17 protein-coding genes are annotated in these 21036 nt (G+C 29.2%); all 17 read left to right on the top strand.

Annotation, left to right across the window (positions count from 1 at the left end):
• Positions 1–2: 2 nt before the first annotated feature.
• Positions 3–1769: a cache domain-containing sensor histidine kinase gene (locus tag LL038_RS16735; protein ID WP_216127108.1), complete on the top strand. Its 1767-nt coding sequence runs from the start codon at positions 3–5 to the stop codon at positions 1767–1769.
• A 26-nt stretch (positions 1770–1795) separates the two neighbouring features.
• Positions 1796–3409 carry a response regulator gene (locus LL038_RS16730; protein ID WP_216127106.1) on the top strand — a complete coding sequence of 538 codons (1614 nt, stop codon included), beginning with the start codon at positions 1796–1798 and terminating at the stop codon, positions 3407–3409.
• A 192-nt stretch (positions 3410–3601) separates the two neighbouring features.
• Positions 3602–4882, top strand: a complete 1281-nt coding sequence (locus LL038_RS16725; RefSeq protein WP_216127104.1) for an ABC transporter substrate-binding protein — start codon at positions 3602–3604, stop codon at positions 4880–4882.
• Positions 4883–4962: 80 nt separating this feature from the next.
• Entirely contained in the window at positions 4963–5865 is a 903-nt protein-coding gene (locus tag LL038_RS16720) for a carbohydrate ABC transporter permease (protein ID WP_216127101.1), read from the top strand.
• A 16-nt stretch (positions 5866–5881) separates the two neighbouring features.
• Positions 5882–6733 (top strand): carbohydrate ABC transporter permease, encoded by an 852-nt coding sequence (locus LL038_RS16715; RefSeq protein WP_216127099.1) that lies wholly within the window; start codon positions 5882–5884, stop codon positions 6731–6733.
• Between the two features lie 114 nt (positions 6734–6847).
• The gene (locus LL038_RS16710; protein ID WP_216127092.1) at positions 6848–9232 is read left to right on the top strand and encodes an alpha-L-rhamnosidase C-terminal domain-containing protein; all 2385 of its coding nucleotides are present in this window, start codon (positions 6848–6850) and stop codon (positions 9230–9232) included.
• Between the two features lie 113 nt (positions 9233–9345).
• Positions 9346–11520, top strand: coding sequence for a glycoside hydrolase family 3 N-terminal domain-containing protein (locus LL038_RS16705; protein WP_216127090.1), 2175 nt, complete (start codon positions 9346–9348; stop codon positions 11518–11520).
• 331 nt (positions 11521–11851) lie between these two features.
• The gene (locus tag LL038_RS16700; RefSeq protein WP_216127084.1) at positions 11852–12496 is read left to right on the top strand and encodes a DsbA family oxidoreductase; all 645 of its coding nucleotides are present in this window, start codon (positions 11852–11854) and stop codon (positions 12494–12496) included.
• A gap of 69 nt (positions 12497–12565) precedes the next feature.
• Positions 12566–13018 (top strand): DUF1569 domain-containing protein, encoded by a 453-nt coding sequence (locus LL038_RS16695; RefSeq protein WP_216127081.1) that lies wholly within the window; start codon positions 12566–12568, stop codon positions 13016–13018.
• Positions 13019–13099: 81 nt separating this feature from the next.
• Positions 13100–13465 carry a DUF1304 domain-containing protein gene (locus LL038_RS16690; protein WP_216127078.1) on the top strand — a complete coding sequence of 122 codons (366 nt, stop codon included), beginning with the start codon at positions 13100–13102 and terminating at the stop codon, positions 13463–13465.
• 45 nt (positions 13466–13510) lie between these two features.
• A complete protein-coding gene (locus LL038_RS16685; RefSeq protein ID WP_216127074.1) occupies positions 13511–14470 on the top strand; it encodes a tRNA dihydrouridine synthase in 960 nt (319 codons plus the stop codon).
• Between the two features lie 141 nt (positions 14471–14611).
• Positions 14612–15295, top strand: coding sequence for a response regulator transcription factor (locus tag LL038_RS16680; RefSeq protein WP_216127071.1), 684 nt, complete (start codon positions 14612–14614; stop codon positions 15293–15295).
• 103 nt (positions 15296–15398) lie between these two features.
• Entirely contained in the window at positions 15399–16406 is a 1008-nt protein-coding gene (locus tag LL038_RS16675; protein ID WP_216127068.1) for an ATP-binding protein, read from the top strand.
• Positions 16407–16478: 72 nt separating this feature from the next.
• A complete protein-coding gene (locus tag LL038_RS16670; RefSeq protein WP_216127065.1) occupies positions 16479–17243 on the top strand; it encodes an ABC transporter ATP-binding protein in 765 nt (254 codons plus the stop codon).
• Positions 17230–19152 carry an FtsX-like permease family protein gene (locus tag LL038_RS16665; RefSeq protein ID WP_216127061.1) on the top strand — a complete coding sequence of 641 codons (1923 nt, stop codon included), beginning with the start codon at positions 17230–17232 and terminating at the stop codon, positions 19150–19152. The genes LL038_RS16670 and LL038_RS16665 overlap by 14 nt, the downstream gene beginning before the upstream one ends.
• Positions 19145–20116 (top strand): alpha/beta fold hydrolase, encoded by a 972-nt coding sequence (locus LL038_RS16660; RefSeq protein ID WP_216127118.1) that lies wholly within the window; start codon positions 19145–19147, stop codon positions 20114–20116. The genes LL038_RS16665 and LL038_RS16660 overlap by 8 nt, the downstream gene beginning before the upstream one ends.
• Positions 20117–20529: 413 nt before the next feature.
• Complete coding sequence (locus tag LL038_RS16655) at positions 20530–20967, top strand: MarR family winged helix-turn-helix transcriptional regulator (RefSeq protein ID WP_216127059.1); 438 nt, start codon at positions 20530–20532, stop codon at positions 20965–20967.
• Positions 20968–21036: the final 69 nt, after the last annotated feature.

Here is a 21036-nt window from a genome sequence, read left to right as displayed (position 1 = left end):
AGATGAAAGTTAATTCTTTCAAAAAATTGTTTATTAAAATTAAATCGTTAAATCATAAACTCCAATATCAGGTTTTAGTTTCTTTTTTAATACTAATATTTATTCCAACTATATTAGTATTAGTTATAATGTATAATATATATTTTAATTTTATTAGCGATAAGACTCAAATGTATACATCGCAATTGATTAATCAAGTGAATATTACCATAGATTCAAAACTTATGATATATAATAATCTTACAAGGCAAATATATTCAAATGAAGCTATAATTGAAAGTATGAAAAAACCATATAAGGATTCTTATGAGAAATATGAAATTCAAAAATCAGTAGCGGATGTAATGTTAAGCCTAATTAACGTTGATAAATATGTTCTTTCTTCCTATATAATGACTAATGATGGACGTGTTTATTATAATGGGTATGGTACTCCATATAATGATGGAGGCTATGAAAAGATAAGAAAAAAAGCTTTTGAAGCAGATGGTAGAGTTGTATGGATTCCTACTGAAAAGTTACAATCTATATTAAATGATATGGGTTTTAGTGCTGTGAGGGAAATTAAATCACAGGATGGAACAAAAGTTGGTACACTTGTATTAATAATTAGTGATAGCTTTTTTAATGATATTTACAAAAATATTAACTTAAGCAAAACCTCTACTAATATTGTAGTTTCACAAGACCTAACAGTAGTTTCATCAATGGACAAGAACTTAATAGGAAAACATTTAGAGAATGATTATTTGAAAAAAGCTGTAAAATTAAAAAATGGTAGCTTTGTTGAAAAAATAGGAAATAAAAAAACTCTTATAGTATTCTCTACATCTAATGTTACAGGATGGACATTTGTTTCTTATATTCCATTACATGAACTTCTTAAGGAAGTATATTCAATAAAGAACATAATACTCACTATAATTGTTATTTTTATAATTTTTTTATCCTTTCTAATTTATATATTTCCTAAAAAAATAACTAAACCTATTAAAAATCTAAGCGAAAAAATTAAAATGGTGCAAGAAGGATGTTTTACAATTACGGTTGATGACACTAGTAAAGATGAGATAGGAGCTCTGAGTAGAACCTTTAATGTGATGGTTAAAAAAATAAATGAACTTGTTACTGAAGTGAAGGAAAAGGAAAAAGAAAAAGGAAAAGCTGAATTATTAGCGTTACAATCACAAATTAATCCGCATTTTATGTATAATACTTTAAATTCAATAAAGTTTATTGCAATTTTGAATAAGCAAGATGCAATTAAGAAAATGCTTAGTGCATTTATTAAACTTTTAAGAAATGTGGCTAAAAATGGTGATGAGTTAATAACAATTACAGAGGAAATTGAGTTACTAGATAACTATGTGTACATACAAAATGTAAGATTCGGGAACTTTAATATTAATTATGAGGTGCCTGAGGACATTAAAAATAATAAAATCATGAAATTTACAATTCAGCCTGTAATAGAAAATTGTATATTGCATGGGTTTAGTGAAAAGGGTATGTTTGGAGAAATAAATATAAAAATATTCATTAAAGAAGAAAAATTGTATATTCAAATTGAAGATAATGGAATTGGTATGAGTCAGGAAGATTTAAGTAAATTATACTTAGGAAAGAGTGATAATGCCTACAATAAAATGGGAATAAAAAATATAAATGACAGGATTGTTCTAAACTATAGCAATAAATATGGGATAAGCATAAAAAGTACTTTTGGGGTAGGAACTATAGTAACAATTGTGCTACCGTTAATATTATAAAATTATTTAAAGAAGGAGAACACTTTATGTGTAATATAATAATTGTAGATGATGAAATTTTAGTTAGACTTGGAATTAAATCTTATATAGAAGATTCAAAAGAATTTACTGTAGTTAATACATTTTCTAATGGTAAGGATGCTCTTGAATACTGTAAAAAAAGCAAACCTGATATTGTGTTAACAGATATCACTATGCCTATAATGGATGGAATGCAGCTAATCCAGGAGTTGAAAAAGATATATAACGACATAAAAATTGTTGTTTTAACTTGTCATGATGATTTTAAACTCATAAGAGGTGCGTTTAAGCAAGGCGCCGATGATTATATCTTAAAGTATGAAATTGAGGAAAATGGACTGATTGATATTCTATTGAAAATTAAGGAACAAATCTTTAATGAAAAAGGTAGTAGTAGCAGTAGTAGTATACAAATTGTAGTAAATTTGGACGAAATGAAGAAAAGTATTATAAGTGAATTAATGAATTTACAACAAGATGATTTTGTGGGCGAAGAATTGCAAAATAAAATTTTAACATACTGTAAAAGATTAGGTTCAAATAATTTAATATTAGTTATGCTGGGAATTGATGAGGAATATGATGAGGAATTTTTTGAGATTAAAAATGGCTTTGATTTAAAATCAGTAATAAGTGTTATTGATGAAATCTTTAATAGATATGGATTAGGGGAAGTGTTCATTGATAAAGATTTAAGAATCATAGTATTATTAACAATTGAAGAAGAAAATAGTAAGAAGGTAATATTTGAAAAGGTAAATTACCTAATTGAGAATATCTGTATATCGCTTAATGAATATTTTAATTGCAGTATTTCAGTTGGAATAAGTAAAATGCACAACTCATTAGTTTTGGTAAAAAAAGCATATACAGAGGCCGAGGAAGCTTTTTCATTTAGATTTTATAATGGGAAAGGCAGCATTGTTTATTATGAACCTACAATGAAATTTAACAGTATTACAGATATTAATAATATAAAAAAAATTCAAGATAATATTATAGATAAATCCAATTATAGTTTTAATAAAACGAAAATGGTTCAAAGTATCCAACAATATTTTAAATACATGAAGGAACAAGAGATATCACCGTCTATATTCAGACAAGAAGTAAATAATATTTTGTATTCTATTAATTTTTATTTGCTTGAATATTTTGACTCTCGTTTAGATCAAAATGTATATAATAGTAAAAATATTACTCCTTCACTAGTAATAGAAGATATTAAGTATGCAAGTATAATAGAAAAGTATATAATCTTTTGTCTAGAACAAATTGAACAAAATATTCAAAAACAATCTACTCAAATAAAATTAATAAATAAGATAAAAACTTATATAGATAATCACTATAGTGAAGGACTAAGTTTGAAATTTATGTCAGAAGAGTTTCATTTGAATAAAAATTATTTATGTCAATATTTTAAAAAAGAAATGAATAAAAACTTTATAGATTACTTAACACAATTACGGATTGAAAAAGCAAAGATGATATTAAAAGATGAAAGTCTATCTGCAATTGAGGTTTCGGAAAGAGTTGGATTCAATAGTGTTAATTATTTTGTAAAGGTTTTTAAAAAAACAACAGGGAAAAATATTACAGAATATAAAAAATCTTAATTTTTGGAATCAAAATCTAAATATTTTACACCTTATTCTTAATATTTGTATTTTTCGACAACTGTAAACGTATAGATGGCTAATATTTTGCAGAAGTCTATAAGTTTTAACTATTATGAAAAATATTTTTCTAAGTTATAATAAAAATATAAAAAAAAGCAATTAAATTATATTATTATAGGAGGAATCTTGATGAATAAAAAGAATTTTAAAAATTTAACGTTTATAATCACAACTATATTATTAGGTTCAGTTTTATCAGGTTGTGGTGCTAGTTCGTCAGGTACAACTAAAAGTGAGACTGTAAATCTTACATTGTGGGATCATAATGAACCTTATTCAACGGCTGACCAGAAGATAATTGATTTGTTTAATAAAAAGAATCCTAATATCAAAGTTACGGTTGAAAACAAAGGTGAACAGTATGATACTTTATTAAATACTGCAATACAAGCAGGAGACGCACCAGATATATTTTGGTCAAATGGTAATAAAGATAATAAACTTTCAAGTATAGTAAAAAATGGTGGAGCAATGGATTTGACTGATAAAATAGACTTAACAAAGTTTAACACTAGTGCTCAATCGATTCTATTTTTAAAGGATGCGGCAGGAAAGGATAAACTATATGTAACCCCAGGAGCTACTCTTGAAACAAGGGTTACTTATTACCATAAAGACATATTTGAAAAGTATGGAATAAAAGTTCCTAATACTTTGGCAGAATTTGAGACTGCTTGTGATACATTACTTAAAAATGGAATTACACCTATATCATTAGGAGAAAAATCAAGTTGGGATATTTTATTCACTTTAGAACCAATAATTGCAGCAATAGCACCTGACTGGTTGGATGAAGCTGCAGCTGGAAAAGCAAAAATTAATGATCCAAGATTGCTTAAATGCTTAAATAAATATGAAGAATGGAAGAAAAAAGGGTATTTTACGAACAATGGATTAGGTTCAGATACTACTGCAGCAACTCTAAATTTCGCTAAGAAAAATACTGCTATGCTTATAAATGGATCTTGGCTTGTAAGTGATATTAAAAGTAGCAATCCAGATGTAAACCTAGGAGCTTTTCAGATGCCAATGGTTAAAGGTGGGAAATCAATGGTTGTTACTTATTCAGTCGGTTGGGCAGGGTATGCAAAGACAAAACATCCTGCTGAGGTATTGAAATATTTACAATTTGCATCATCGGTAGAAGCACAACAAGCGTTTGTTACATCTACAGGAAGTATTCCAGCAATGTCAAGCTTAAAGGCTAATGATCAATTGACAAAAGACATGGGTACTGCTAACAAACAGGTAGATAGTTTCTATTCAATTATTGGTTACAGAGCTAAAGAGGGTTTAAATCCAAGAAAGCTTTGGGAAGATGATAGTTCAAAGTGGGTTGGAGGAAAAATAACTGCCCAGAATTTAATAAAGGAACTTGATGCTGCACAAGATTATTCGAAAAAAAGATAACTAATATTACTTTTAGAATTTAAGTGGAGTCTTAAAAACTCTGCTTTAATTTTAAAAAAACTTTTGTGGAGAGGTGGAATATGAAATTTTTTAGAAAAAGACCATACATATTATTTATATTACCAGGACTAATTTTATATACAATTTTTAGTGTTTATCCTATGATTGATTCAATTAGATATAGTTTTTACGAGTGGTCTGGAATTGGTCCCATGAAATTTATAGGTCTTCAAAATTATTATAAACTGTTGTTTGATCCAAGAACGTCAGCAATGTTTTTATCAGCATTTTTGAACAATATGAAATATATATTTTGGACTCTTTTGGTTATTACCCCAATACAAGTTCTATTTGCATATCTAATATATACAAAAATCAGAGGATACAAAATTTTTCAAATGTTAATTCTTATGCCATGGGTAATTGGCAATGTCATTACTAGTTTCTTTTTTATGATGATGTTTAATGGACAAATAGGATTAATTAATAATATTTTACAAACACTTCATCTTCAAAAGTTTCAACAAGATTGGTTTGGAAATCCTAAATACTCATTTATAGTATTGATTATAGCTGTTACATGGTCAGGTGTAGGTTATGGTATGATCTTGTTTGTAGCAAATATGAGAGATATTTCAGAATCAATTATAGAAGCAGCATTAGTAGACGGTGCAGGAGCATTAAAAAGGTTTACTTCTATAATACTCCCATTAATGTGGCCATCTATAACTAATGTGATAGTGCTTGACACAATATGGGGTTTAACTGTTTTTGATTTACCATATATGATTGCTGGAGCTAATGGTGGAGCAACAGGCTCATTAGACTTTATGAGTACATTCTTTTTTAGGTATGCTTTTGGTAGTTCATTAAATGGAGATGCGGCTTTTGGTTTCGGAGCAGCTGTTAGTGTGGTAATGTTTGTTATGATATTAAGTGTAACACTCATACAGTCGAAATTACTTAAAAAATTGGAAATTTGAGGGTGGTGGAAATATTATGAAAAAAGAATCTATCGATTTTAAATTTAGTAAATCAGAAAAAACATGGAAAAAATTTTTTACGGTGATACTTGTTATGTATTGTTCATTTACAATATATATGCTTGCAATGACCGCATCTAATTCTTTTAAGACAAGACAAGATTTATTATATAATACTTTTGGATTACCAAAAGCAATATCTTTTGAAAGTTTTAAACATGTGTTTATGAATGGATACTTAAGAGGTCTTTTTAATTCCGTTGTTATTACAGTTTTAGTAGTTGTAGGTGCCATAGCCTTAGCTTGCACTGTTGCTTATGGACTTTCAAAATTTAAGTTTAAATTTAAGGGTTTAATATTAGCATATTTTTTAATGGGTATGATGTTGCCTGTACAGTTAAAATTAATACCTCTTTATAATATTATAAAAATGCTTCACCTCAATAATAATATTTTTGGAGTAGTAATAATAGGAATTTCAAATCTATCTCTTCCTGTTTTTATTTTATCTATGTTTTTCAAAACTCTTCCAGGAGAGTTGTACGAAGCAGGTAAAATAGATGGAGCAAGTGAATTTAGAATTTTTTATTCAATTATGTTACCACTAGCACGACCTGTTATATCTGCAGTGGCATTACTTACAACATTCGCTACGTGGAACGACTTTTTTATTCCACTTGTATTCTTATCAACTAAAAGTAATATGACACTTCCACTAATGATTAATAATTATACAGCAACATTACTACAAAGTTGGAATTATTTATTTGCAGCAGTTACTTTATCAATTATACCAATAATTTTTATGTTTTTCTTTTTCTCTGAACAAATAGTTTCTGGAATTGCGAATGGAGGGGTTAAGGAGTAGGAAAATTGACAGTTATAAAAAAGATTATGTAAAATAAACTCCCATCCCTCTTAAGCTTATATATACCAGGGGATGGGAGTTTTAAAATTAACTATATGTGATAGGAGGATTAGTGTGGAAGAACAAAGTAGAAAATGGAAATCAAAATTCATATGGCGAGATCATGGCGAAAAAAGAAATTTTAATGCAGAAAATGAAGTTGTATATTTTCGTAAAGTATTTGAAATTGAAGATAATGAATGCCAATTTTTAGCACATATTTCAGCAGATAGCAGATATCGTATGTATTTAAATGGTGAGTCTGTAGCAGTAGGACCTTGTAAAGGAAATGGCTTTTCTTTTTATTACGAAACAGTTGATTTATCAGACAGATTACGAGTTGGCAAAAATATTATTGCAGTCAAAGTTTTACATCATCCACCAATAGGAGAAAATATTTCTGTATGGCGTTCACCTCTGGGTATGCTTATTTTTGATGGGGAATTGACTGATAGTAACGGGACTAAATTAGAAAATATAGTTTCAGACGATTCTTGGGTTTGCCTAAAGGATGAGTCTGTTCGCTTTGTGGAAGGTAGATACAATACTATGTTTTTGGGAGGGTCTGAAAGAGTAGAAGGAGAATTTAGTAACTTTGCGTGGGAGAAACTGGAGTATGATGATAATCACTGGGAGAGATGTATTTGCTATGATTCTTTAGATGTTTCAACGGGGGTCTTGAATACTTGGCAGCTAACTAAAAGAACCATTCCAATGCTTTATGAAGAGCGTAAAGAATTTGTTGGAATAAAGTACGTGAATGATGAAGAAATTAAAAAAGAGGATATATTAGAAAAGTTTTCTTCAACTAATAAGGGATGTTTAAAACTTGATTCGGGAAAGCGTTTTATAGTAGAAATTGATGCAGGAATACTGACAACAGGATATATAAAGATTAGGCTAAGTGGTGGTAAGGATAGTATAATTAAAATTCTTTGCGCTGAATGTTATGAAAATGAACCAATTGAAATACCTTGGACAAGGGACCGAGGGGTTAGAGATGATGAGAAGAAAGGCAAATTATATGGCGATATTGATATTTATAAGGTTTCAGGCAGAGGTAATAAAGATGGAAACCTATTTGAAAGCTACGAACCCTTTTGGATTAGAACCTTTCGATTTATTAGAATAGAAATTACTGTTGGTGAAAGCCCCCTATATATTCATAGTTTTAATTATAGAGAGACAGGATATCCCCTCGAGGTAAAGGCAGAGTTTCAATGTTCAGATATTTCCTTACACAAACTTTGGGATATAAGCATTAACACACTGAGACGCTGCATGCATGAGACTTATGAAGATTGTCCTTATTATGAACAGTTTCAGTATACTATGGACACGTACCTTCAGACACTTTTTACTTATCATGTCAGTGGAGATGATAGGTTAGCAAGAAAAGCTATTTATGATTTCCATAGTTCATTATTACCGCAAGGTTTGTTACAAAGCAGGTATCCTTCAATTGAACCTCAAATTATACCTGCATTTAATTTTTATTGGATTCTAATGTTGCATGATCATTATAGCTATTTTAGAGATAGTAAATTGGTAAAAAGGTACCGTGCAACCATGGATACAGTGCTTGAATGGTTTGATAGACGTTTAAATGAGGAAGGGTTGGTGGATAATATCCCAGATCAGTATTGGAAGTTTGTTGACTGGGTTCCAGAGTGGAGAAGTGGTAGAGGAGTTCCACAAGCTGCAAAAACAGGATCTTTGACAGTGTACAGCCTTATGTATGCGGTATCTTTACAAAAGGCTGCAGAATTAAACAAAGTTGTAGGTAGAAAAGAAATAGCACAGGAGTATTTAGAAAGAGCCACAAAAGTTAACCATGCTGTTATAAAAAATTGTTGGTCAGAAGAGAATAAAATGTTCAGAGATGGACCTGCTGTAGAATTATACAGTCAACATGCTCAGATTTGGGCTGTGTTATCGGGTGCAATTGAAGGAAAAAATGCCTCAGATCTTATGGAAGTTGCAACTAAAATCAAAACTATTGCGCAAGTTTCATATGCTATGTCTTATTTTCTTTTTAGAGCACTTTCGAAAACTGGACTTTATGATAAATCCTTTGAATTGTGGGATGCTTGGAGGGAAATGACGAACTTAAATGTTACAACATGGAATGAAGACCCTGTAACACAGCGTAGTGAATGTCATGCTTGGGGGGCAGTGCCTCTGTATGAATTCTGTGCAGAGATTCTAGGAGTAAAACCAAGCGAGGGTAATGCTGACAGTATCACTATTGCTCCGAAACTGGGCCCACTTACCTGGGCTAAAGGAAAAGTTGTAACAAGGCTAGGAGAAATTGGTGTAAGCTGGAAGCTGATAAATGGGAATTTTAATATTGATATTTATAATCCTAATAAAGCCAATATAGATATGTACTTGCCTGATGGAACAATTATAAAGAATTTATGTGACAAAGTAATACAACTAAAGTCTAAACTAAACTAATAGGTAACATGCTGAATGTAATATAAGGAAAAAAGTGTTACTATATATAATCTTTCAATAGAATTACACAGTATAAATTTATCAAAAAAACTATACGTAAAGAGGTGTCATTAATGAATTATATATATCAAAATCCTTCACTTACACCAATGGAAAGAACATTAAACCTACTTTCACTTATGACTTTGGAAGAAAAAGTTGGACAGATGATGCAAATAAGTTATAGCATGGTGAATCCAACTGAAGCGGAAGAGTGGGTCAGCAAAAAATTCTCAGGCTCGTTCCTTCATGTTCTAGGAGATAATGCGGATCATCTTCAAGAATTAGCATTATCTACAAGACTTGGAATTCCGCTTATATTTGGTATAGATGCTATACATGGTCATGGACTTCTTAATGGGGCAACAATATTTCCTTCACAACTTGCTATGTCATGTAGCTTTAATACAGACCTTATAGAAAAAGCTGGGCGCGTAACGGCTAAAGAAGTTGCTGCTGATGGCTTACATTGGACGTTTTCTCCTGTACTTTGCATTGGACGCGATATGAGATGGGGACGTATTGATGAGACCTTTGGAGAAGATCCTTATCTTATAGGGGTATTAGCTTCTGCGATAATCAAAGGCTATCAAGGTGAGAATTTATCTGATCCAAATAGTATATTGGCTTGTGCTAAACACTATTTAGCTTATGGTGAAAGCACAGGTGCTAAAGATGCTTACGACACTGAAGTTACTGTAAGAAAAATACGAGAAGTTTTTTTGCCACCATTTAAGAAGGCAGTTGAAGTTGGTTGTGCTACCTTCATGACGGGATATCAATCTATAGATGGAACACCTATGGCAGTCAATAAAAAAATGCTAAAAGGCATATTAAAAGATGAACTTGGATTTGAAGGATTTGTAGTTACAGATTGGAATAATACAGGGAGCCTTGTGAGTAATCAAAAAGTATCTCCTGACATTTTCGATGCGTCTAAGAAAACTATCGAAAGCGGAAATGATATGATTATGAATACTAATGATTTTTATGACGCTACTTTGGAACAAGTTAAAAAAGGTGAAATTTCTGAATCACTTATTGATGAAGCCGTTAAGAGAATACTAAATATTAAGTTTTCAATGGGACTCTTTGATGGTAAGAAAAGACGTGGTTATGTTTCTAAAGACGTTATTAATTGCGTTGAACATCAAGAAGCTAACATTCAGCTCACAAGAGAATCTATGGTATTATTAGAAAACAAAAATAACACATTACCACTTAAAAATATTAAAAAAATTGCTGTAATAGGTCCTAATGCAGATGATATACAAGCTCAGTTCGGGGATTGGACATTTTTCAGCCATCCGAATCCTAGCCCCGATGCTATACCTAATTTTGAGTATTATACCATGTTAAGAGGGATCCAAGAATTGGCTTCATCTAAAGAGGTAGAAGTTAGCTATCATAAAGGCTGCGATATTATGAATAAAGAAGACATAGATATAGATGGTGCTATTAACTCATGCAAAGATGCGGATGTAATAATTGCTGTGGTGGGAGACTGCCTTGCACTAAACGGTGAGTTTAAAGATAGAGCTACTCTTGATTTATCTGGATCTCAACAGAAGCTTTTGGAAGAACTAAAAAAATTAAATAAACCTTTGGTGGTTGTACTAGTTAATGGCAAACCCCTATCTATTCCATGGATAACGCAGAATGCAGATGCAGTCATAGAAACTTTTAATTCTGGAACATTAGGTGGAAAAGCATTGGCGCAAATTCTGTTTGGAGAATTTAATCCTTGTGGAAAACTTACAATCTCATTTCCATATCATAGCGGGCAAACGCCTGTATATTATAATCATTTGCCAGGTTGGCATAGTCCTAAATATGCAGATATGCCTGTAGAAGACCCTTTATATAGCTTTGGTTATGGACTGTCTTACACTAATTATGAGTATTCTAATCTCAAACTTTCTAAGGCGATATGTTCAAAAGAGGATACTATAACAGTAAGTGTTGATGTCACTAATGTGGGTGAGTCTGATGGTACAGAAATTGTACAGTTATACATTAACGATATTGTAAGTTCTGTTATGACTCCTGTGAAAGAATTAAAAGGCTTCAAAAGAGTATTTATAAAAGTTGGAGAGACAGAGACTGTAAACATTAATTTAGCCATTTCCGATCTTACTATTGTAAATGCTGATGAAGAATATGTAGTAGAGCCAGGAGAATTTGAAATTATGGTAGGTTCAGACTCAAGAGATCAAAGTCTGATTAAAGAAATTATTACAGTAAAATAGTTATAAATTATTAATGAACTCAAAAGTTGTGGATATTATTATAACTAATAGCAGTGCTAGCCAAAATAAGTTGGTTAGTTCTGCTTTTTTTATATTTCAAAGGGTGCATGTTCAAGAGTTATATTATTGTATAATAATAAGTATTGACAAAAAAGTTTTAAGAGTTAATATTAATTCATACCCTAATGAACGAGGTGAATGAATGAAAAAAAGCTGTATATTAGGTAGGATAAACGAAATCAACTCTATTTCTAATAAGTTTAAAACCAGAGGCGTTATATATAAAGCAGAATTAGTAGAATAATTAAATATGGAAATGGGAGGAATAGTAATGAAAATAGAAGTGTGGTCCGATTTTGTGTGTCCGTTTTGTTATATAGGTAAAAGGAGATTAGAAATTGCTTTAAAAAAATTTGAATATAAGAACGAAGTTGAATTAGTTTTTAAAAGTTTTGAGCTTGATCCGTCATCTAAAAAGAAATTTGATGGAAATATTCATGAGATTATAGCAAAAAAATATGGCATACCAGTAGAACAAGCTAAAGCATCAAATAACCAAATAGCTGCGGAGGCTAAGGCTATAGGTCTTAACTATAATTTTGATGATTTAATTCCAACGAATACTTTTGATGCTCACAGGGTAGCACATTATGCAAAAACACAAGGTAAGATGAATGAGTTATCAGAAAGAATTTTAAAGGCATATTTTGTAGATTCTTTAAATATATCTGATAATAAAGTATTAGCTAGTCTTGCTTACGAAGTAGGTCTTAATAGCGAAAAAGTATTAAGTATTTTAGAATCAGCTCAGTATAGTAACGAAGTACGAAAAGATGAAGAAACAGCTTCAGGGCTTGGAATCAGTGGTGTTCCTTATTTTGTAATTAATAATAAATATACGGTATCTGGGGCACAACAACCTGAAATATTTTTAGAGGCACTTGAGAAAGCAAGAGAAGACGAATATAAGTTATAGTTTGCTCATCTCCATAGGAGCTGACTCCGCAGGAGATGATTTAATTCTTTTTAAGGGGGGTACGTATCAATGGATAAAAAATTATTAAAGCTTTATTCACTTGAAGAAGCTAAAAAAGAGCTATTAAATATTTCTAAATCAAATAAAGTAGAAGCGCCAATATGGTCTTTATATAAGATTTTAGTACATTGTAGTCAAACAATTGAATATTCTATGGAAGGATATCCTAAACTAAAACCTAAGTTTATTCAAATTACTGTAGGCAAAATAGCCATTAAAAAATTTTTAAAACAAGGATTTATGAAACATAGTTTAACTGCACCAGTTCCAGATGCTCCAGTAATACCTAACGAAGGGGATGTGGTAAAAGCAATGCAAAAATTAATTTTTTCCATAGACAAATTCTTGGGGTATAAATCTGATTTATATCCACATCTTTTGTTTGGAAAATTAACAAAGAGTAATTATGACAAGTATTTTGCAATGCATATTGCAGATCATTTATCAGAACTGAATTATTGATAAATAAATTGCGATTTAAATTTTTATGAAATTATAAGTTTGATAACATAAAATTAGCTTTATAAAGGAGAAAATATAGTTATGGTTGCATCAAAAATTTTAATAGGATTAATAGCTTTTGAACATTTATGCATAATGTGGATTGAGATGTTTGCATGGACTACATTGGGTAAAAAAGTATTTAAAGTTTTACCAGAGGACTTATTTCCTAAAACTAAAGTCATGGCAGCAAATCAAGGGTTGTACAATGGATTTTTATCTGCAGGCTTAATATGGTCTTTATTTATTAAAGACTATATGTGGTCAAATAATGTGGCTATATTCTTTTTGTGTTGTGTAATAATAGCGGGTATATATGGAGCGATTACTGTAACAAAGAGCGTATTTTTCAAACAATCACTTCCAGCAATAATAGTTATGGCAGTACTTTTCCTAAAAGTATTATAAAATTCTGATATAATGTTTTTAGAATAGTTATAAAGGAGTTATTAAATGAAGTATTATTTAGCACCAATGGAAGGAATTACGGGATACGTATATAGAAATTCTTATAAAAAATTTTTTAATAATATTGATAAATACTTTACACCTTTTATTGTTACAAATAAAAGTAGAAGTCTTAAGTCTAAAGAATTAAGAGATGTTTTGCCTGAAAATAATAAAGGAATGAATGTAGTTCCACAAATACTTACTAACGATTCAGAAGGTTTTATTATTACTTCTAGAAAATTACAACAATTAGGGTATGACGAGGTTAATTTAAATTTAGGATGTCCTGCTGGAACGGTTGTCTCAAAAAATAAAGGATCAGGGTTTCTAGCCAAAAGAGAAGAACTCGATATGTTTTTAGATGAAATATTTAAAATAGATGATATGAAAATTTCTATAAAAACTAGAATAGGAAAAGATAGTCCAGAAGAGTTTTATGAGTTAATAAAAATTTACAATAAATATCCTTTAGAAGAATTAATTATCCACCCGAGAATACAGAAAGATTTTTATGGGAATAAACCTAATTTACAGGTGTTTAAAGATGCATTATCTTTAAGCATAAATCCAGTATGTTATAATGGGGATATTTTCACTAGTGATGATCATAATAAACTAATGAAAACTTTTCCAGAAGTAAAAAAGGTAATGATAGGAAGAGGAATAATAGCCAATCCAAGGTTAATGAATGAGATTAAAAATAATACTAATATAGATAAAAAAGTATTAAAAGATTTTCATGATGAAATTTTAAATAAATATATAGAATTATTTGATGAAGATAGAAATGCAATATTTAGAATGAAAGAACTATGGGGATATATGATTTATATGTTTTCAGATAATAAAAAGTATGCTAAAAAAATAAAGAAGTCACAAAATTTAAGTGATTACAATGAAGCTGTCTTAAGTTTATTTACTGAGCAGGAGATAATAGAAGGGGCTGGATTATTTAATAATTAATATTAAATAAGTATGATTAAGAAGAGCAAGAGAAGATAACTATCTTTTGTTTTTGCGAGGAGAGATGATATAATATCAACATCTAAGAATAAAATTGTCTAATAGATAAAGTGATAAATTAGGATGGGTTAGGGCGTCGAAATGATTAATACATATAAATTATTGATAATTGAAGATGATAAAAACATGTGTGAAGTCTTAAGTAATATTCTAAGCAAATGGGGATTTGAAGTAACTGTATGTGAAGATTTTGAAAAAATAATAGAGTGCTTTAAAGAATGTGAACCTAAGGTTGTTCTTATGGATATTAATCTTCCAATTTGTGATGGATTTTATTGGTGTAAAAATATAAGAAAAATATCTAAGATACCAATTATATTTGTATCTTCAAGGGATAGTAATATGGATATAGTAATGGCAATTAATAATGGTGGAGATGATTATATACAAAAACCATTTGATTCAAATGTTTTAATTGCAAAAATACAAGCTATTATAAGAAGGACATATGAGTATAAAAATGAAGAAGCAAGAGTATTAAAATGTGATGATTTATTGTTAAATTTAGATAATACAACCCTTTTATATAATGAAAATTCTTTAGAACTTACAAAAAATGAAATGCTCATTTTACAAACTCTTATGGAGAATAAGGGAAAAGGGGTTTCTAGAAGCAAACTAATGAAAAAGCTTTGGGATGATGATATATATGTTAATGAGAACACTTTAACAGTTAATATTAATAGATTAAGAAATCGCTTAGAGAAAGTTGGAATAAAAGATTTAATAATAACACGAAAAGGCATTGGATATATAATATTATGATATTAAGTCAACTGTTTGGATAAAAATCCTGAATGGTTGGCTTTTTATTAAGAGACAAAAAATATAGTTATTTATATAAAGGATAAAAAGGGGAAAATAGTAGATGAAGTTAATTGATTATATGAAGATTAATAAAGTATGGTTAACAAATAATATAATAATTTTTATAATAACTAATTGTATAGTATATACCAGTAGTACTATAAATAAAGCGTTTAAAGATATTGTGTATATGGACGTGCTTATTTTATTAATAGCATTTATAACTTTTACCTATGGATTTATAAAAGAAAAAAATAAATACAGTAATATTTTGAAATTCAATGAGGGATTAGCTAATAAAACAAATGATTTTCATTTAAATATTGTTTCAAATATTTTAGAAAAACAAAGTTTAGAATATCTAAAGAAGGAAGAAAGTTTAAAAAACAATATAAATGATTTTGAAGATTATATTACAAAATGGGTTCATGATATTAAAATTAATATTGCTATTGTTGATTTATTATTAGAAGACTTGGAAGAGGATGAATCGCAAAAGATAATATCTGAAATGAAACAAATGGAGTTTAGTGTAAATCAAGTTCTATATGTTACAAGAGCAAATAATTATAATTTAGATGTGAAAAGTGAGCAAGTAGCAGTAGGAGATGAAATTAGAAAGGCAATAAAAGTGAATGCAATATTTTTCATAAACAAAAACATTGAAATAATATTAGAGGTTGAAGGTTTTAATATAATAAGTGATAGAAAATGGATTCACTATATCCTTTCTCAAATTATTAATAATAGTAGTAAATACACCAATGAAAATGGACAATTACATGTTTTGAGTAAAGAAGATAGCAAGGCTTACTATTTACATATTAAAGATAATGGAATTGGTATTCCAAAGGAAGATATAAATAGAATATTTAATAAAGGATTTACTGGAAAAAATGGAAGAACAAGAACTAAATCAACTGGCATTGGTTTATATTATGCAAAAAAGATGTGTAATAATTTAAATATAGATTTAAAGGTAGAAAGTAGAGAGGGTGAGTACACTGAATTTATTTTAAGCTTTTACAAGTTAGCCGATTACTATAATGTTACACCAATGTCACATTAGAATCTAATTTGTAACCTTGATAGGTGGAGGAGTAATCGGGTATAAATTATACTATAGATACGAGGTGATAATATGAAAAAAATTGTATCGGTATCAAAATTAATTAAAGAATATGGAAGGTTAACTAATAAACATAAAGTATTAAAGGAAGTAGATTTAGAAATTAATGAAGGTGAATTTATTAGTATAATGGGACCTTCAGGTTCAGGAAAAACTACCCTTTTAAATGTCATGTCAACAATAGACAAAGCAACTTCAGGAGAGGTTTTAATTGATGGTAAAGATGTGAACAGTCTAAAAGAAAATGAATTAGCTAGGTTTAGGAGAGACGTAATAGGTTTTGTTTTTCAAGATTTTAATTTGTTAGATAATATGACAATAAGAGATAATATTGCATTGCCATTAACATTAAACAATGAAAAGGTAGAGATAATATTAGAAAAAATTAATAAACTAACAAAGCTCTTAGGTATTGAAAAACATCTAGATAAATATCCTTATCAATTATCAGGGGGCCAAAAGCAAAGAGCAGCAATCTGTAGAGCATTAATTACATCTCCAAAGGTGATTTTTGCAGATGAACCAACTGGTGCTTTAGATTCTAAATCAGCTATAGAAGTTCTTGAATGTTTTGTAAATATAAATAAAAATTATAATACTACAATTATAATGGTAAGCCATGATGCCAGGGCTGCAAGTTATGCAGATAGAGTAATGTTTTTGAAGGATGGCAATATATGTGGTGAGTTAGACAGCAATGGAGATAAAAACGAGATGTTTAAAAAGATTCTTAATATGATAGCTATGATGGGGGGAGAAAGCGATGAACTCATTTAAACTATCATTGAAGCTTTTTAAGGATAATATAAAGGTATATAAACTTTATTTGCTTATTACAATTGTATCTGTTGCAACTTTATATAACTTTTTAGCTATAGAAAACAACGATGTATTTACTGCAATTAGTGAAAGGTTTCAGGCAGCAAGTGTAGCAAGTCTTTCATGTGGATTTATCTTAGTATGTACAGTGATATATTTTATATTTAATGCAGATGAATTTTTTCTATTAAATAGGAAAAAGGAGACCGCTTTGTATATGTTAATGGGAATTACTCAATCAAAAATTGGACAAGTATTTGCAATAGAAAGTTTATTACTTGGAGTTACCTCTATGGTTAGTGGACTTGCATTTGGAGTAATATCATCTAAATTATTTTTTATGTTACTCGCAAAATCAATTTCTTTAAATGTAGAGATACCTTTCAAAATATCATTAAACTCTATTTTTATAGTAATTTTAGCATTCTCATGTATTTTTGGAATATTAGGTTATAAGAAATATAGAGTGGTAAAAAAAAGTAAACTCATAGATATGATTAATGCTACAAAGGAAAAAGAAAATCTACAAAAGTTAAGATATTTTAAGGGAATCTTGGGGGTATTATTAATTTTAGCTGGCTACTTAGTTGGAGTTATGATTAAAAGATGGGATCTAGATTTGATGTTTTCATCTATGACAGCACTATTATGTGTTTCAATAGGAACATACTTTTTCTTTGGAAGTTTCATGTCCATAGTTTTTAATAAGATGATTAAAAACAAAAATATTGTATATAAGAATGTTAGGTTAGTAAGTATTTCTAATGTGTATTTTAGACTAAAAGGAAATTATCACAATCTAGCTATGACGGCAATATTATGTGCAGCAGCTATAACAGCCTTTGGAGTAAGCTTATCCTTTGAGAAAGTTGCCCAAAAAGAAATTATTAAAGAATCTCCATATAGTTTTAGTTATGAAAGTAATGATGAAAAATTAAAAGAAAAAGTAGTAGGAATAATTAATGAATCTAATCATAAGTTAATTGGAATTAATGAAAATAAATTTTTCCTCGGAAAGATTGACTATATAAACTATCCTAAAAAAGTAGATTATAATAATGAAGCAATAATAATAAGCTATTCAACATTAAAAAAGAATTTAGAGTTTCTGAATTATAAAGTAACAGATAATATTAAGCCTAAGGGAGGCGAGGCTGTTTTTATAATAAGTGCAACAACATTAGCATCTCCATTGAATGCTCTGAAAAAAGAAATAAAAATAAAAAATAGAGATTATGTAATTAAAAAACAAGAAGATATACCTTTTACTGGGATTATAAAGAAATTAGGAAAAAAGAATATATATATTTTAGAAGATGATGAATATGAAAAGGTTAAGGAAGGTTTTAATGAAACATATTTAAATTGCGTTCAAATAAGTAAGGAGAAAGAGGCAGACCAATTAATATTAAACATAAGTAAAGTCATAAAAAAGGATAAGATATATCCACATATCAATGAATATACATGGGATTATTATGCAATAGAAATATTTCATTTTTTAGGGTTAATAATGTCTATAATATTTATAATTTCAACCTTTAGTACAATTTATTTTAAAATATTAAAGGATGCCTTCATGGATAAAGAGCAGTACAAAATATTGAAGAAAATAAGTATGAGCAAAGAGGAAGTAAAGAGATCTGTGTATGTACAAGTTGGAATTTCATTTATTTTACCTGGTAGTGTAGGGATACTCCATAGTATTATTGCAATGAAGATGTTAGAACAAATAATGAATTTTTCATTTAATACTCAGTTAATAATTGCGATATGCTTATATTCAATAACAATGATTTTATTCTATTTTTTCATAAGTAATAATTACGTGAGGATGGTCTATGAAGAAGGTGATTATAATGCTTAAAAAGACACTAAAGATATTAAAAAAAATTATTGTTGTGATATTAGCATTGTTAACAATTATATCTATAGTAGGTCAAGTTCGAAAACATCTAGAAAAGGACGATGTTAATCATTTAGGTACATTAGTTAATGTTGATGGTAAAAAAATGCACGTATATTCTGAGGGAGTAGGAAAAAAAACAATTGTTTTAATGCCTGGTTTAGGAAGTATTGCACCTTCAATTGATTTTAAACCTTTGATTAAAGAATTAAAAAAAGACTTTAAAGTAGTCGTTGTTGAACCCTTTGGTTATGGGTTTAGCGATGAAACTCCAAAAGAGCGTAGCGTAGAAAATATTGTTGCTGAAACCAGGGCGGCATTGAAGGAAGCGAATATAGCTGGGCCATATATACTTATGCCTCACTCTGTATCAGGCATATATGCTCAATATTATGCAGCGGTTTATCCGAAAGAAATTAAAGCAATAATTATGATGGATACAACATTAGTTAAAGCATGTCTAGATGAAGCGGATAAAGTTGATTTATCTATTGGTAAAAAGCAATATATCGCAGCTACTGTAGGAAATGTCTTAGGCATTGATAGGATATACTATAATAACATTTATAAAGATGAAGCTTGTTTTTCACAAAAGGATAAAAATGATTTAGTTAAAATGGGAGTGCAAAATCCATTTAACAAAACAATGGAAAATGAAGTTAATATGATATTAAAGAATTGTGAAACAGTTAATAAAACTAAAATGCCAAAGGATTTGCCAATACTAAAATTTATACCAATTAGATCTATGAAAGATATAAATAATGAGAAGTATACAAAAATAATGAGTAAAAATTTAAATGAATTTAAGGAGTATACTAAATTTAGTTATTCTACTATAGAAGGAAAACATTACATTTTCTATACGAAATCACAAGAGATTGGAAAAGAAACTCGAGAGTTTTTAGGTAAGTATGATAATTAATATTCTTAAGAAGTGGATTTTAAAGGTTCTGTTTAGCATCCACCAGTGAAAAACTTGACTGAAATACATATGACATTTAGTATAGTAAATGTATGTATAAAATATTGATTGTAGAAGATGATCTTTGCAGTGTTATATGCTGTAGTTTATGGGTTGACAGCTAAGACTTACTATAAAATTGTGCGGCAAGAAAACTAGATAGTAAATTGGAGGAGCTAAATGCAATTTTAGTTGCTCCAATAATTGTTTTTTGTGAAAATTATGAAAAAAGTATTTTAAAGGTAAAGCACCGCCTCTATCAATAAAACACTCAAATAATTATATAACTGCTAAGGTCATTTTTAATAGAGTTTGACAATTATAGCATCAAGTATTAAAATTGTTAGTATGCTAACATAATGGGGAGATGCTTTATGGATCGTTCAAAGGCTATAGGATTTGTAGTAAAAACACTTTCTAATCAAGTGAAACGACAAATTGATATTGGCGTTTCAAAATGTGAGATTGATGGCATAACAGGAATGCAGTGCTGGATCATTGGTTATCTTTGTGATAACGTAGAGAAAAGAGATGTTTTCCAAAAAGATGTTGAAATTGCGTTTAACATTAGGAGGTCCACAGCTACTGTAATTTTACAACTTATGGAAAAAAATGAATTGATAACTAGGGAATCAGTGTCTTGCGATGCACGATTAAAAAAACTTATTCTTACTGAAAAAGCTTTTGGCATTCATCTAAAGATAGAATCCCAAATTATTCAAGTAGAACAAAAAATTGCGAAGGGCTTAACAAATGAAGAAATTGAAACTTTCCTTCGGCTTGTGAACAAAATTTCAAAAAATATAGAATAGTTAACTATCTTGTTAGGCATAGACAGACGGTTATTTTTTGCTGTGTCGTTAGTTACCTAACTGTATGGC

Origin of the sequence: Clostridium estertheticum, assembly GCF_026650985.1 — a bacterium.
In the GTDB taxonomy this organism is placed as follows: domain Bacteria; phylum Bacillota; class Clostridia; order Clostridiales; family Clostridiaceae; genus Clostridium_AD; species Clostridium_AD estertheticum_C.
This window is presented reverse-complemented; position numbering and strand designations above follow the sequence as displayed.